This is a genomic window from Testudinibacter sp. 'clade 2', assembly GCF_006227735.1.
Lineage (GTDB): Bacteria > Pseudomonadota > Gammaproteobacteria > Enterobacterales > Pasteurellaceae > Chelonobacter.
Window position 1 is genome coordinate 1 of record NZ_VDHB01000091.1, and the last position, 14,851, is coordinate 14,851.

Consider the following 14,851-nt stretch of genomic DNA (forward strand, 5'->3'; position numbering starts at 1 on the left):
TCTATTTTGAAAAACCGCGCACCACCGTCGGCTGGAAAGGCTTGATTAATGATCCATATCTAAACGACAGCTACCAAATTAATGACGGTTTACGGATTGGACGCAAGGTGTTGTCGGATATCAATGATCTGGGCGTGCCGGCCGCGGGCGAATTTTTGGATATGATCACCCCGCAATATGTGGCAGATTTTATGAGCTGGGGCGCAATTGGTGCGCGTACCACTGAATCGCAAGTACACCGTGAACTGGCATCCGGTTTGTCTTGCGGTGTTGGTTTTAAAAATGCGACCAACGGCAGCGTGCGGGTGGCGCTGGATGCAATTGGGGCGGCGGAAGCACCGCACAATTTCTTGTCGGTCACTAAGTTCGGGCACTCGGCGATTGTCACTACCAAAGGCAATGATGATTGCCACATTATTCTGCGTGGTGGCGATAATAATACCAACTATGATGCTGAATCTGTGGCAAAAGTGTGTGCTGCATTAGCCAAAGCCAGCAAAAAAGCCCATGTAATGGTCGATTTCAGCCATGCCAACAGTCACAAAAAATTCAAAGAACAGCTGGATGTTTCTGCCGATGTTTGCCAACAAATTGCCAACGGTTCAACACAAATTTTCGGAGTGATGATTGAAAGCCATTTGGTGGAAGGACGCCAAGATTTAGCAGTTGGTAAAGAACTGGTTTACGGGCAAAGTATTACCGACAGCTGCCTGGGTTGGGCGGATAGTGAGCAGGTTTTACGCGATCTGGCAAGTGCGGTCAAAGCGCGTCGTGCCGGGAAATAATCGTTGTAATAACATTATGTTAAAATAGTGTGATCCACTTCAAAAGAGCGGTTAATCGATGAGATTTAACCGCTCTTTTTGTATAAAATAAAAAATGAACCAACGTTCATTTTAGTAGTCCAACGTAGTGCAGAATGCAAAACAACCAGATACAAAACAATAAGAAAATAAACTAGCAAAATCCGTAGGAGATATTATGCAAGTCAGAGTATTTCAACGCTACAATCCTTTTCAAATCGCCCGTTACGTCAAAATTCTGTTTTCCGGTACTTTTTTTATTCAAGGCATCGGCTTGTTTGAATTCCAGCAAGGCAAAATTGTATTACCCAAAGTGAAAAATCTTAAAAAATTTGGCGTGATGTCGGAAATCAACCGACATATAAAACACTTGCAACAACAAGCTCTGGCGACATAACCTGTTTTAGCTGAAGTTAGAAACCCGTTACTCGTTAACGGGTTTTTTGTTATAGCTATAACAAAAAACCAGGCACAGTCGGCGATTGTACCCTGTGAATGAGTCCCCAATGTCTTGATAAACAATTGAAGTGCAGCAGCTGCGTTCTATTTTTGGAAATACAGTTGCTGCATTGTTTTAGCGCTTACCAAAAATCACTTCACTTCTCTAAACATAATCTCCGCCGGAATCACATTGCCTTGCCAATACAGCTGGCTGGCGACGTTTTCCGCCAGTTGTAGGAAATATTGGCTGATTTCGTCTTGTGGCGCCGCAACGACGGTTGGCGTGCCGTGATCCAAATCTTCACGCAGACGGATATGCAGCGGAATTTGCCCCAGAACCGAAATATTGTATTTTTCCGCCACTTTTTGTGCGCCACCGCTACCGAAAATCGCTTCGTGATGACCACAGTTGGCACAGATATGGACACTCATATTTTCAACGATACCTAACACCGGCACGGACACTTTTTCGAACATCGCGATGCCTTTCACCGCATCTAACAACGCAATATCTTGCGGCGTAGTCACAACAATGGCGCCGGTCACCGGAATCTGTTGCGATAAAGTCAATTGGATATCGCCGGTGCCCGGCGGCATGTCGATCACCAGATAATCCAGATCCGGCCACCAGGTTTCTTGCAGCAACTGGCTGAGGGCGCTGCTTGCCATTGGGCCACGCCAAATGGTGGCATTGTCGGCAGGCATTAAAAAACCGATGGAGTTGGCAAAAATACCATGCGCTTCAATCGCGACCATATGCTTGTTATCCGGCGACGTCGGGCGTTGATCGGCTGCGCCCAACATATGCGGAATCGACGGACCGTATACGTCGGCATCTAAAATGCCGACCCGTGCGCCTTGCGCTTTCAGCGCCAATGCTAGGTTGACCGCCGTAGTCGATTTGCCCACACCGCCTTTGCCGGAAGTGACCGCAATAATATTTTTCACCCCGTTGACTGCCGGGTGATTATTGGCGCGTTTCAGGGTGGCGATTTGGTAATTCAGTTGCCAGCGGATTTCGTTTGTGCCGCTGATCTTGCGTAAATCCGCTTCAAGTGCGGTTTTTAAGCATTCAAAACCGCTGTTCCAGGCAAATGGCAGGGTCAGCTCGAGGCGCAGGGTGCTGCCGCCGAGTTCGATTTTTTTTAATGCTTTTAGTTCAATCAGATTTTTTTGCAAGGTCGGATCGCGAAAGTCGGCAACCAGTTGTTCAATCTGGTTTTTTTGCGTGTCGCTCAATGCAGTGGCAGAGGAAAAGAAGCTCATAGTAAATCCTTTATTTTTATAGGGTTACAAGTTAATTCGTCGCTACTATTTAATCATGTTTGGCGGGATGTGTTAAGTTAAAATCCGCATTATCAATCAATATGGCGCAAAGTGCGGTTCAACTGGTAAAAATAGCCGCGTTGCGCTAAAATCTTTGCCTATTTATCCCATAAAATTTTCTACAAGGATTTCAAGTTTAACTATGCCAAACTCAGCCCGCAAAATTTTAGTGACCTGCGCCCTGCCTTACGCCAATGGTCCGATTCATTTAGGTCATTTATTGGAACATATCCAAGCAGATATTTGGGTGCGTTTTCAGCGGATGCGGGGACATGAAATCCATTTCGTCTGTGCCGACGATGCGCACGGCACACCGATTATGCTGAAAGCGGATCAAATGGGCATCACGCCGGAAGCCTTGATTGCGCAGGTGAAAAGCGAACATTGCGCCGATTTTGACGGGTTTAATATCAGTTTTGATAATTATCATTCGACCCACAGCGAAGAGAACCGCACTTTGTCGCAAGCGATTTACACCAAACTGAAAAGCAACGGTTTTATTAAAAGCCGTACCATTTCGCAACTGTATGACCCCGAAAAAGGCATGTTCCTGCCGGATCGTTTCGTCAAAGGCACTTGCCCGAAATGTAAAGCGGAAGATCAATACGGTGACAATTGTGAAGTCTGCTCGGCGACCTACAGCCCGACCGAGTTGATTAACCCAGGTTCGGTAGTGTCCGGGGCAACCCCGGTGATGAAAGAATCGGAGCACTTTTTCTTCGATTTGCCGAGTTTTGAGGCCATGTTGAAAAGTTGGATCCGTTCCGGCTCGTTGCAACAGGAAGTGGCGAACAAAATGCAGGAGTGGTTTGAAGCCGGTTTGCAGCAGTGGGATATTACCCGCGATGCGCCGTATTTCGGCTTTGAAATTCCGGACGCACCGGGCAAATATTTCTACGTTTGGCTGGATGCGCCGATCGGTTATATGGCATCATTCAAAAATCTGTGCGATCGCCAAGGCCTGAATTTCGACGAGTTTTGGCACAAAGACAGCAAAACTGAGCTGTACCATTTTATCGGCAAAGATATTATGTATTTCCACAGCCTGTTCTGGCCGGCCATGTTGGAAGGCAGTGATTACCGCAAACCGAGCAATATTTTTGTGCATGGTTATGTGACGGTGAACGGTGAAAAAATGTCGAAATCACGCGGTACATTCATTCAAGCCGCAACTTATTTGAAACTGCTCGACCCGGAATATCTGCGTTATTACTATGCCGCCAAACTGAGCCATCGTATTGATGACTTGGATTTGAACCTGCAAGATTTTGTACAACGAGTGAATGCGGATATTGTCAATAAAGTGGTGAATTTAGCGTCGCGTAACGTCGGTTTCATCCAAAAACGCTTTGACGGCAAACTGGCGGCAACGCTGGAAAATCCTGAATTACTGGCGGAGTTCAGCCAAGCGTCGGAAACGATTGCAAACTATTTTGAAAACCGTGAATTTGGCAAGGCTATCCGTGAAATTATGGCGTTGGCAGATAAAGCCAACAAATATGTGGATGACAAAGCACCTTGGGTGATTGCTAAACAAGCGGGCAAAGATCAGGAATTACATCAGGTCTGTTCGATGGGGATTGAGATGTTCCGCATTTTAATGGGCTATTTGAAACCGGTGTTGCCGAAATTGGCGGAGCGTAGCGAAGCGTTTTTACAAACCGAATTGACCTGGAACAGCCTATCCACACCGTTGCTGGCACACCAAATCGCCCCGTTCAAAGCCTTGTTCAGCCGTTTAGACAGTAAACAAATTGACGAATTAGTGGAGCTATCGAAAGTGGAAAACGCGCAACTTGCACCGCCGACAGTAGAGAAAACAACGGAAAAATCTGAATATGAACCGATTGCCGAGACCATTTCAATTGACGATTTCGCCAAAATCGATCTGCGGGTCGCCAAAATTGTCAAAGCAGAAGCTGTGCCGGAAGCCAACAAATTGGTGAAACTGACTTTGGATATCGGCAGTGAAACCCGCCAAGTGTTTGCCGGCATCAAATCGGCCTATAAACCGGAAGATCTGGAAGGGCGTTTGACCGTGATGGTGGCCAACCTTGCACCACGCAAAATGAAATTCGGTGTCTCCGAAGGCATGGTGTTGGCTGCCGGACCGGGCGGTAGTGAGCTGTTTGTGCTGACACCTGATGACGGAGCTCAGCCCGGAATGCGAGTGAAATAATCGCTAGACCGCACTTTTGCTTGAAAGTGCGGTTTTGTTTTTAATGTTGCACTTGCTGTAATCAAGGAAGAACAATGAAACTGGATGAAATTGCTAAATTAGCCGGGGTATCGCGAACGACTGCCAGTTATGTAGTCAACGGCAAAGCCAAACAATTTCGGGTTAGCGATCGCACCATTGACAAAGTGATGGCGGTGGTGAATGCACATAATTTCAAGCCGAATCCAGTGGCGGCTAGCTTGCGTGCCGGACATACCAATACCATCGGGTTGATTGTGCCGGATCTGGAAAATATTAGCTATGCTAAAATTGCGATGCGCTTTGAAGCCTTGTGTCGCAATGCCGGTTATCAACTGTTTATCTCCTGCTCGAACGATGACGCCGAGAATGAAAAAGCCTGTGCAAGACAACTGTTGGCAAGAAAAATTGATGCCTTGGTGGTTTCGACCGCACTTTCGACGAGTGATGATTTTTATCAACAGATCAAAAATATACCGATTATCGGATTTGACCGTAAAGCCAATAATTTAAACGATATTAATATTTTATATCATGATAAAGAAGACAGCAGCCATTTGGCTGTAAAGCTGCTGCAAAGCAGTCAACCGCAATCAATCCTCTATTTTGGTGCGCAGCCGCATTTTCCGATCAGTCAAGAACGGGAACTGGGTTTCCGCCAAGTGTTGCAACAGCATGCGTTGCACACCGAGTATTTATATGCACCGCACTTTAGTCGCGAATCGGCGATGCAAGTGTTTGGTGAATGGTTGCAACATAATGCTTTGCCGGATGTGATTTTTATTACCTCGCTTACTTTGCTGCAAGGCGTGCTCCAAGTACTGCTACAAAAGCAAGGGCGTATTCCACCGCAACTGACGATTGCAACCTTCGGTGATCAGCAGATGTTGGAATTGTTGCCAAACCCCGTGATTAGTGCGGTTCAACCTTACCAAAAAATTGCTGAAAGTTTACTCAGTGCAGTACAGCAAACCACAGCTAAAAAGAAAAAGGGCAGTTTGAGTTATCCGGTCTGGATTGAGCGTGAGATTTTTATTAAAGCGCTATAATGTATATTTTTCTGAATTTAAAGAATAAATCACATTTTTGAATGCTTTTGGCTTGGAAATCGCGCAATAAAAATTTAAAATGTACGATTAAAGTAACACTTATTTACAAAATACATAAAAGTGCGGTTAACGATTAGCATAATGTAACAGTTATCGATAAATCCAATAAATAAGATCCGCAATAATACTTGTCGGCAAAAGTGGTACCGACGTTTTGTTCATCAGATATATCAACTATCACTACTTTAGGTCTTATATGAAGAAAATCGCTACGGTCTTGGCAATGGCATGGATCTGTAATGCTAGTATTGCTCAAGCCCAACAGACACCGCTTTTTGAAAAATGGTCAACCTATACATCGCCGTTTTTGAATGCCACAGACTTGGATAAAAATTTGTCGCAAGTCATTTTTTATCGTGAAGCTGGCGCCATCAACGGTCCTGCGGTGAATGTATATGTTGACAGTGATTACCACACCTCTCTGCAAGAAAACCAATATAAAGCGGTTTCATTATGTGCGCAAACGCACTTATTCAGCACGGCTTTCAGCAGCAGTGATAATCGACAAATTAAAAGAGATAAAGGTGTTTATTACACCATTCCGTCGCAGCAGAGCAGTTTTATCAAAGTCGTATCCAATCTAAACGGGGAGCCGGAATTCCAACGGGTTGAGGCTGAAAGAGGGGAGCAGGCGATTCGCAGTATGCCGGTGCAAAAACAGACACTTTCACGGGTGATTGAGCCGCATTCTTGTAAAGAAAAAACGGTATTGCAAAATTTTTCTTTATCGGCACGCACGTTGTTTCAAACCAATAAAGGCGATTTGGCAGGGATGTATCCGGATGGAAAAAGCGAAATTAAGGAGCTGGCGGCTGATCTTAAACGCTTAGATCAACGCCATATCAGCCATATTGTCATCAGCGGACACAGTGCACCGGGCGAGAGCAAAGCCACCAGCAAAAAACTCTCGGCAGAGCGTGCCAAAACAGTGCTGAATTTATTACAACAGGAAGGTGTGCATTTCCCGATGGAAGTGATGGGTTATAGTTCTGAACAACCGGTTGCCAAAGATTGTGCCAAACGAAACCCGAGCGATGTCAAAATGCGCGAAGCCTGCGATCAAGCGAACCGCCGGGTGGAAGTGACGGTTTATTCGATTCAATAAGGTTTAAAAACACCAAGAGAATCTCCCTTTTTCTGTATGTCATGACGAATTTGAAGAACATACCGAGAAAGGGAGATTTTTGATTATAGGGGATTTATTTTTGTATGTTTAATACCAAAACCAGCCACTTTTTTGCCTGTTTGGATCGGCTGAAGCTGATCCAGCGCTGGTCGCTGATGCGAAATATTGATAAAGAGAATTTGGCGGAGCACAGTTTACAGGTTGCATTTGTTGCGCATGCCCTTGCCGTAATTAAAAATAAATTTTTTGACGGCAAGGTGAATCCGGAGCGGATTGCATTGATTGCGATGTATCACGACAGCAGTGAAATTTTTACCGGTGATTTGCCGACGCCGGTTAAATATTTTAATCAAGAGATCACTCAGGCTTACAAACAGATTGAAATTGCAGCAGAAAAACATCTGCTGTCATTATTACCGACTGAGCTGCAAGCCGATTTTGCGCCATTGTTGTGCGCGGAATTGATCGATAAACAAGACAAGCATATTGTGAAACAAGCTGACCTCCTTTGCGCTTACATCAAAGCCCGCACGGAATTGGAACACGGCAATCAAGAATTCGTACCGGCGCTGAAACGCTTACAAAGTTTGCTGGGGGAGTGGAAAAGTGACGAAATGGAATATTTTTTAACCGTATTTGTCCCGAGCTTTGGGCGCGCATTGGACGAACTGACATGGTAATATACGGCAAAGTGCGGTTTAATCAATTCAATGAAACGTGCAGTGTGCAGTTAGATCAAGGAAAGCTATGACGATTCAAATTCAAAAAGCGTGGAAACAGCGTTATATCGACGATCCAAAACGTGAACACGATCATCGTTCGCCGTTTCAGCGTGATCGCGGACGAATTCTGCACTCGGCGGCATTTCGCTGTCTGCAAGCAAAAACCCAGATTCATGCTGTCGGCGAAAATGATTTTTATCGTACTCGCTTGACTCACTCGCTGGAAGTGGCGCAAATTGGCAGCAGTCTGGCGGCACAGTTGGGTTTGCTCGAACCGTTTCAAGCCCTCGCCGTTGAGTTAAACTGTGCCGAAACTACGCTGCAAAAAGCCCTGAAACCGCTGTTGCCCCCAATCAGTTTGATTGAAACGCTGTGTTTTGCCCACGACATCGGGCATCCACCGTTCGGACATGGTGGCGAAGTGGCACTGAATTATATGATGGCGCAACATGGCGGCTTTGAGGGCAATGCGCAGACCTTTCGTTTGATCACTAAGCTGGAGCCTTATACCGAAAAAGCCGGCATGAATCTGACACGCCGTGCGATTTTAGGCGTAGTGAAATATCCTGCCATTCTGGATCAGGCATCGCCGCAATACGCTGAGCTAGCGACTGCAGCGCACTTGGATGATCCACGTTATATCAATATGCGTAGCTGGAAACCGGGCAAGGGATTGTTTCGTGACGATTTAGCGGTGTTCGATTGGTTGCTTACCCCATTAACTGCAACCGATAAACAGGAGTTCTGTCGTTTTCAGCAACCGCGAAATACCGCACAAGATAGCCTAAAAACCGTTTATAAATCATTGGATTGCAGCATTATGGAACTGGCCGACGACATTGCTTATGCGGTGCATGATTTGGAAGATGCGATCGTGGTCGGCATGGTCAGCTTGCAGCAGTGGCAGCAGGCGCATCAGCAGTTGAGCGCTTGCCAATCATTATGGATTCGACAAAATATCGATCAATTGAGCGAAAAGTTGTTCTCCGAGCACCACTATCAACGAAAAAATGCAATTGGGGCATTGGTGAACTATTTTATCACTTCGGCACGTTGGAAACTGAACCACAATTTGGAAGAGCCATTACTGCGTTATAATGCTGAATTGCCGTCTGAAGTCGAAGAAGTGCTGGCGGTGCTGAAAAAATTTGTGTGGCAAAATGTGATTTGCCATGTAGATACTCAACGGATTGAATACAAAGGGCAGCGGATTTTGTCAGAACTGTTTCGTATTTTTGAATCGGATCCGCAGCGCTTATTGCCACCCAATACGGTAAAGCGCTGGCAACGTGCGCTTGAATCGGATAAAAAACGGATTATCTGTGATTATATCGCTGGCATGTCGGACGCTTACGCCTTGAAAGTGTACCAGCAATTGTAATCAGCGGTTGTAAACAGCAGTGTAATAGGCAAAAAAAACCCTTCGTAGCCGAAGGGTAAAATATATTTGGAGTCATACTTTTTTAGGGTATGGCGCTATTATACTGAATAAATTTCACAAATCAATAACAAATATGAAATATTTTGTTAAATTTAATGCTTATTTGTTATGCGGATTGCGCGTGGTACTGTCTACTAGATTGCGCATCAGCAACGCATAATTCAGTTCGATATCGTCCGGTACGGCTAAAAATACAAAATGACCGTCACCCGGTGCAATCTCAACGGCTTCATTCTTGCGGTTCAACATCTGCTCAATCTTGAACACAATATTGCCTTTCGGCGTCATCATTTCCACTTCGTCACCGAGCAAGAATTTATTTTTCACTGCCACTTCGGCTAGCCCGTTTTTACGCACGCCGGTAAACTCGCCGACAAATTGTTGGCGCTCAGAAATCGAATAGCCGTAATCATAGTTTTGATATTCGTCGTGGGTGTGGCGGCGCAAAAAACCTTCAGTATAGCCACGATGTGCCAGCGACTCCAAGGTTTGCATCAAGCTATCGTCAAACGGCTTGCCGGCAACCGCATCGTCAATGGCTTTTCGGTAAACCTGTGCGGTGCGGGCGCAGTAGTAGAATGATTTAGTTCGACCCTCGATTTTTAACGAATGCACGCCAAGTGCGGTCAGCTTTTCAACGTGCTGCACCGCTCTTAAGTCTTTTGAATTCATGATGTAAGTGCCGTGCTCGTCCTCAAACGCCGTCATTTCTTCATCAGGGCGTTGCGCTTCGCTTAATAAATAGACTTTATCGGTCGGCTGTCCCTCTCCCAGTGTCGGCGCAACATTTTTAATATCAATCAGTTGGCTTGGATCAACTTGGTTGACGATATTGCCGCTCTCGTCTTGTTGCCCTTCTTTAACATTATATTCCCAGCGGCAAGCGTTGGTACAAGTGCCTTGGTTCGGATCACGTTTATTGATATAGCCTGAAAGCAGGCAGCGCCCGGAATAGGCCATACATAGTGCGCCATGCACAAAAATTTCCAACTCAATTTCCGGCACTTGTTGACGGATTTCAGCAATTTCTTCCAGTGATAATTCGCGTGACAGAATGACGCGGGTCAAGCCCATTTGATGCCAAAATTTGACGCTTGCCCAGTTGACTGCATTAGCCTGCACCGATAAGTGAATATCAATCTGCGGAAAATGCTGTCGCACCAACATAATCAAGCCGGGATCAGACATGATCAGCGCATCGGGCTGCATATCAATCACTGGCTGCAAGTCACGGATAAAAGTTTTCAGCTTTGAATTATGTGGGGCGATATTCACCACCACATAGAATTTTTTGCCCAATGCGTGGGCTTCATCAATGCCGATTTTCAAATTGGCATGGTTAAATTCGTTGTTACGCACCCGCAAGCTGTAGCGTGGCTGCCCTGCATATACTGCATCGGCACCATAAGCAAAAGCGTAGCGCATATTTTTCAGTGAACCGGCAGGCGAAAGCAGTTCAGGCGTAAAGTTCGTTTGAGTGGTCATAAAAATCTCTTTGGTCTGATGTCAGGTCAGGTTATACCCAATAAAGTGCGGTATAAATCGAGCGGCGATTTTATCCTGTTGTTATTTTTTGTGCAAGGTCGAATCTTGTGTTGTTAATTTCAGCAAAAAGGTAACAAGTAATTGAATTTATCTAAAAAGTATTTATACTACTAAACTAGTACAGCGGTACAAGATTGTAATCACTTATTCAACAAGAAAGGACATGATTTATGAAACTGGCAAAAACATTATTAGTGACCGCACTTGGCGGTTTGGCAGTGATCAGTGGTACAGCGGCGGTGGCTGCGGCGCCGCAAAAGGTGGCGATCACCACGATTGTCGAGCATCCGGCATTGGAGGAGATCCGTAAGGGGATTATTGATCAGCTGGCGAACGAGGGGTTTGTTGACGGTAAAACCATTAAAATTGATTATCAAAACGCACAAGGCAGTTCAGCCACCGCTGGGCAGATTGCACGTAAATTTGTGGGGGACAATCCGGCGGTGATTATTCCGATCACGACACCAAGCGCCCAGCCGGTTGCAGCAGCAACCCGGCAAATTCCAGTGATTTTCAGTGCAATTACTGACCCTTTGGCAGCAAAATTGGTGAAACAGTGGGGAAAAAATGAGGGCAATGTGGCCGGTGTTTCCGATCAAATTCCGTTGGAACCGCAGGTGGAGCTGATCCGCACGTTGGTGCCAAATGTGAAAAATATTGGCTATGTGTATAGTCCCGGTGAAGTCAATTCGGTTGCGGTGCTGGAAATGTTGAAAGTCGCAGCAGAAAAACAGGGCATCGGTGTGTTGGCAGTGCCGGCACAGCGCACCATCGACATCAGCACTGCTGCCAAAAGTTTGGTGGGTAAGGTGCAGGTGATTTATACCTCAACCGACAATAACGTGGTATCGGCTTATGATGCATTGTATAAAGTGGCGGTTGAAAATAAGATTCCGTTGATTGCGGCTGATTTCGGCTCGGTTGAGCGTGGTGCGATTGCCGCGCTGGCGACCAATCAATATAACATCGGGGTTGAAACCGGCAAAATGGCAGCACAGGTTCTGCGTGGTGTGAAAGTGCCGGACTTAGAAACTATTCGCATGACTGAACTGGATCTGTACCTTAATCCACAAGCCGCAGAGCTACAAGGTGTGAGTGTACCGCAGGCGTTATTAGAAAAAGCGACTCGAGTCGTGGGAGCTGAATAACCGATATCAGCGGGCTTAAGCAGAAGAAAAGGGCGGATAAACCGCCCATTGTCATTATAAACCAAAATACAAAAAGATTATTTCGCAATCCGTTTGTACTTAATTCGGTGTGGTTGCACCGCTTCAGCGCCAAAGGTTTTCTTTTTCCACTCTTCGTAATCGGTGAAGTTGCCTTCGTAGAAGGTCACTTTGCCTTCGTCGCCGTAGTCCAAAATGTGGGTGGCGACCCGGTCTAAGAACCAGCGGTCATGGGAGATCACCAACGCACAGCCGGGGAATTCCAAAATCGCATTTTCCAATGCGCGTAGGGTTTCCACGTCCAGATCATTGGTCGGTTCATCGAGCAGCAATACGTTGCCGCCGGTTTGCAGCAGTTTTGCTAAATGTAAACGCCCACGCTCGCCGCCGGACAGTTCGCCGACGCGTTTTTGTTGATCAACGCCTTTGAAGTTAAAACGACCGACATAAGCACGGCTTGGGATTTCAAAGTTGCCGATTTTCATAATATCCAAACCACCGGAGACCTCTTCCCACACGGTTTTTTTGTCGTTCATGCTGTCACGGAACTGATCAACCGAGGCTAATACCACGGTGTCGCCTAAGGTAACATTGCCGCTGTTTGGTTGTTCTTGTCCGCTCAACATTTTGAACAGCGTCGATTTCCCGGCACCGTTCGGGCCAATAATGCCGACGATCGCCCCTTTCGGAATGCTGAATGACAGATCATCGATCAACGTGCGGTCACCGTAGGATTTGCTCAGATTGCTTACCTCGATCACTTTGTCGCCTAAACGTGGACCCGGTGGAATAAATAATTCGTTGGTTTCGTTACGTTTTTGGTAATCGCCGCTGTTCAATTCATCAAAGCGTGCCATCCGCGCCTTACTTTTCGCCTGACGGCCTTTCGGATTTTGGCGTACCCATTCCAACTCTTTCTCGATCGATTTCTGACGGGCAGATTCGGTCGCGGCTTCTTGTGCCAAACGTTTCTCTTTCTGTTCCAACCAAGAAGAGTAGTTGCCTTCCCACGGAATGCCTTCGCCACGGTCAAGTTCCAGGATCCAACCGGCAACGTTATCTAAGAAGTAACGGTCATGGGTGATCGCCACCACCGTGCCTTCATAATCATGCAGGAAGCGCTCCAACCAAGCGACAGATTCGGCATCGAGGTGGTTGGTCGGTTCGTCTAACAACAACATATCCGGTTTTTCCAACAACAAACGGCACAGTGCCACACGGCGGCGTTCACCCCCGGACAGATGCTCGATCTTGGCGTCCCAATCCGGCAGACGCAGCGCATCGGCGGCACGTTCCAGTTGGTTTTGCAAATTGTGACCGTCGTGGGCTTGGATAATCGCTTCTAATTCGGCTTGTTCTGCCGCCAGTTGATCGAAATCCGCTTCAGGATCGGCATACAACGCATACACTTCGTCCAATCGTTTTAACGCATTGGAGACTTCGCTGACCGCTTCTTCAATCGCATCACGCACGGTTTGCTGTGGATCCAGTTTTGGCTCTTGCGGCAAATAGCCGATTTTGATGCCCGGTTGTGGGCGAGCTTCACCTTCGATATCGGTATCAATCCCTGCCATAATGCGTAACAGGGTCGATTTTCCGGCGCCATTTAAACCGAGAACCCCGATTTTTGCGCCCGGAAAAAAGCTCAGAGAAATGTTTTTCAAAATATGACGCTTCGGTGGCACGACTTTGCCGACGCGGTGCATCGTATAAACAAATTGGGTGGACATGGTAGTTTCCTTTATTTTTCGGATAAAAATCGTCTTATTATAGGCGAAATTGGGTGTAGGTGCTACGGCAGAAACGCAAAGTGCGGTCAGACGTTGAATCTGACCGCACTTTGGCTAAAAAATTGGACAACAACCAACTCAGTTGGCAATTTGTAGAAAAATAGCACTGTTGTAGGCAACATAACACAACAATAAAATCAGCCCTGCCCAGCGTTTGATATAACCGTTTGGATTTTGATAACGATAGCCAAAGATAAAGAGAATAGCGGTCAGGAATAACATCACCGGCATATCACGGGTTATTATTTCATTATCGGCTTGCAACGGGTGGATCGTAGCGGCTAAACCGACCACGGCAAGGGTATTAAATAGATTTGAGCCGATAATATTGCCCAGTGCCAAATCGTGTTGGTTTTTGCGAGCGGCGGCAATTGAAGAGGCTAATTCAGGCAGCGAAGTGCCAACGGCAACAATAGTAAGGCCGATCACCAGTTGGCTGACCCCAAAATAATTGGCAATGGTCACTGCGCCCCAAACCAACAGCTGTGAGCTCAGCACCAGTACAATCAAGCCAAATAGTAACAGCCCAATCGCTTTACCGATGCTGATGTTGCCTTGATTCTCACCAGCATCTTGCTCTCGAACCGCACTTTTCACTTTTAAGCCGTCACGAATGCTGACAAACATAAAGATAGCGAACATCAATAAAATGATGATGCCATCAAAACGGCTGATATCACGATCGAATAATAATCCGGCAGAGACCAGTGTGACGGCAAGCAACAGTGGCAGCTCTTTTTTCAAAATAGAGGGCGCAACCAATACAGGGCTGATCAAGGCAGTAACCCCTAAAATCAAGGCAATATTGGCAATGTTCGAACCGTAAGCGTTGCCGAGGGCAATACCCGGATTGCCTTGGATGGCAGAAGTGACCGAAACCACAATTTCCGGGGCAGAGGTGCCGAAGCCGATCACTAACATCCCAATTAACAATTTAGGCATGCCAAAATATTGTGCGGTTTCGCTGGCACCATCGACAAATTTGTCGGCACTCCAGACCAATAAGATTAAACCGATGATGATGGCACAACAAGCAAGCAGCATAAGGGGGTAAACTCCAGATAAAAATAAAGCCCGTAACCAATAACGGCTATGGGCTAAACACTGTTGGCTTACAAAAAGCGTTTACAAAAGGAGACAAATAAAAGCTCACCAACAGAGAAAATTGGCTCCTCCTGCTGGACT

The 14,851-nt window shown here is 46.3% G+C and carries 12 protein-coding genes; 8 read left to right on the top strand and 4 right to left on the bottom strand.

What is annotated here, in order from left to right; all coding sequences use genetic code 11:
- Together FHQ30_RS07815 and FHQ30_RS07820 are read left to right on the top strand one after the other, a co-directional pair.
- On the top strand, positions 1-785 hold a 785-nt coding region (locus tag FHQ30_RS07815), incomplete at its 5' end, for a 3-deoxy-7-phosphoheptulonate synthase (RefSeq protein WP_139625161.1).
- Between the two features lie 196 nt (positions 786-981).
- Complete coding sequence (locus tag FHQ30_RS07820) at positions 982-1,200, top strand: DUF1107 family protein (protein WP_139610546.1); 219 nt, start codon at positions 982-984, stop codon at positions 1,198-1,200.
- 194 nt (positions 1,201-1,394) lie between these two features.
- On the opposite strand, the gene apbC is transcribed toward FHQ30_RS07820, so the two are convergent.
- Positions 1,395-2,510, bottom strand: coding sequence for an iron-sulfur cluster carrier protein ApbC (gene apbC / locus FHQ30_RS07825; protein WP_139610547.1), 1,116 nt, complete (start codon positions 2,508-2,510; stop codon positions 1,395-1,397).
- 202 nt (positions 2,511-2,712) lie between these two features.
- On the opposite strand from apbC, the gene metG reads away from it, so the two are divergent.
- The 5 genes from metG (at position 2,713) to FHQ30_RS07850 (ending at position 9,105) form a co-directional block, all read left to right on the top strand.
- Positions 2,713-4,749: a methionine--tRNA ligase gene (gene metG, locus FHQ30_RS07830; RefSeq protein ID WP_139610548.1), complete on the top strand. Its 2,037-nt coding sequence runs from the start codon at positions 2,713-2,715 to the stop codon at positions 4,747-4,749.
- Positions 4,750-4,823: 74 nt separating this feature from the next.
- Positions 4,824-5,816, top strand: coding sequence for a catabolite repressor/activator (gene cra / locus FHQ30_RS07835; protein WP_139610549.1), 993 nt, complete (start codon positions 4,824-4,826; stop codon positions 5,814-5,816).
- A gap of 256 nt (positions 5,817-6,072) precedes the next feature.
- Positions 6,073-6,981: an OmpA family protein gene (locus tag FHQ30_RS07840; RefSeq protein ID WP_139610550.1), complete on the top strand. Its 909-nt coding sequence runs from the start codon at positions 6,073-6,075 to the stop codon at positions 6,979-6,981.
- Positions 6,982-7,085: 104 nt separating this feature from the next.
- Positions 7,086-7,682 (top strand): 5'-deoxynucleotidase, encoded by a 597-nt coding sequence (yfbR, locus tag FHQ30_RS07845; protein ID WP_139610551.1) that lies wholly within the window; start codon positions 7,086-7,088, stop codon positions 7,680-7,682.
- Between the two features lie 67 nt (positions 7,683-7,749).
- Positions 7,750-9,105 carry an anti-phage deoxyguanosine triphosphatase gene (locus tag FHQ30_RS07850; protein WP_139610552.1) on the top strand — a complete coding sequence of 452 codons (1,356 nt, stop codon included), beginning with the start codon at positions 7,750-7,752 and terminating at the stop codon, positions 9,103-9,105.
- Between the two features lie 159 nt (positions 9,106-9,264).
- Here FHQ30_RS07850 and trhP read toward each other — a convergent pair whose 3' ends face one another.
- Positions 9,265-10,650, bottom strand: a complete 1,386-nt coding sequence (trhP, locus tag FHQ30_RS07855) for a prephenate-dependent tRNA uridine(34) hydroxylase TrhP (RefSeq protein ID WP_139610553.1) — start codon at positions 10,648-10,650, stop codon at positions 9,265-9,267.
- Between the two features lie 230 nt (positions 10,651-10,880).
- Between trhP and FHQ30_RS07860 the strand changes: the two genes are divergently transcribed.
- Entirely contained in the window at positions 10,881-11,858 is a 978-nt protein-coding gene (locus FHQ30_RS07860; RefSeq protein ID WP_139610554.1) for an ABC transporter substrate-binding protein, read from the top strand.
- Positions 11,859-11,935: 77 nt separating this feature from the next.
- Here FHQ30_RS07860 and ettA read toward each other — a convergent pair whose 3' ends face one another.
- Entirely contained in the window at positions 11,936-13,606 is a 1,671-nt protein-coding gene (ettA, locus tag FHQ30_RS07865) for an energy-dependent translational throttle protein EttA (RefSeq protein WP_139610555.1), read from the bottom strand.
- Between the two features lie 138 nt (positions 13,607-13,744).
- Positions 13,745-14,710: a calcium/sodium antiporter gene (locus FHQ30_RS07870; protein WP_139610556.1), complete on the bottom strand. Its 966-nt coding sequence runs from the start codon at positions 14,708-14,710 to the stop codon at positions 13,745-13,747.
- Positions 14,711-14,851 lie beyond the last annotated feature (141 nt).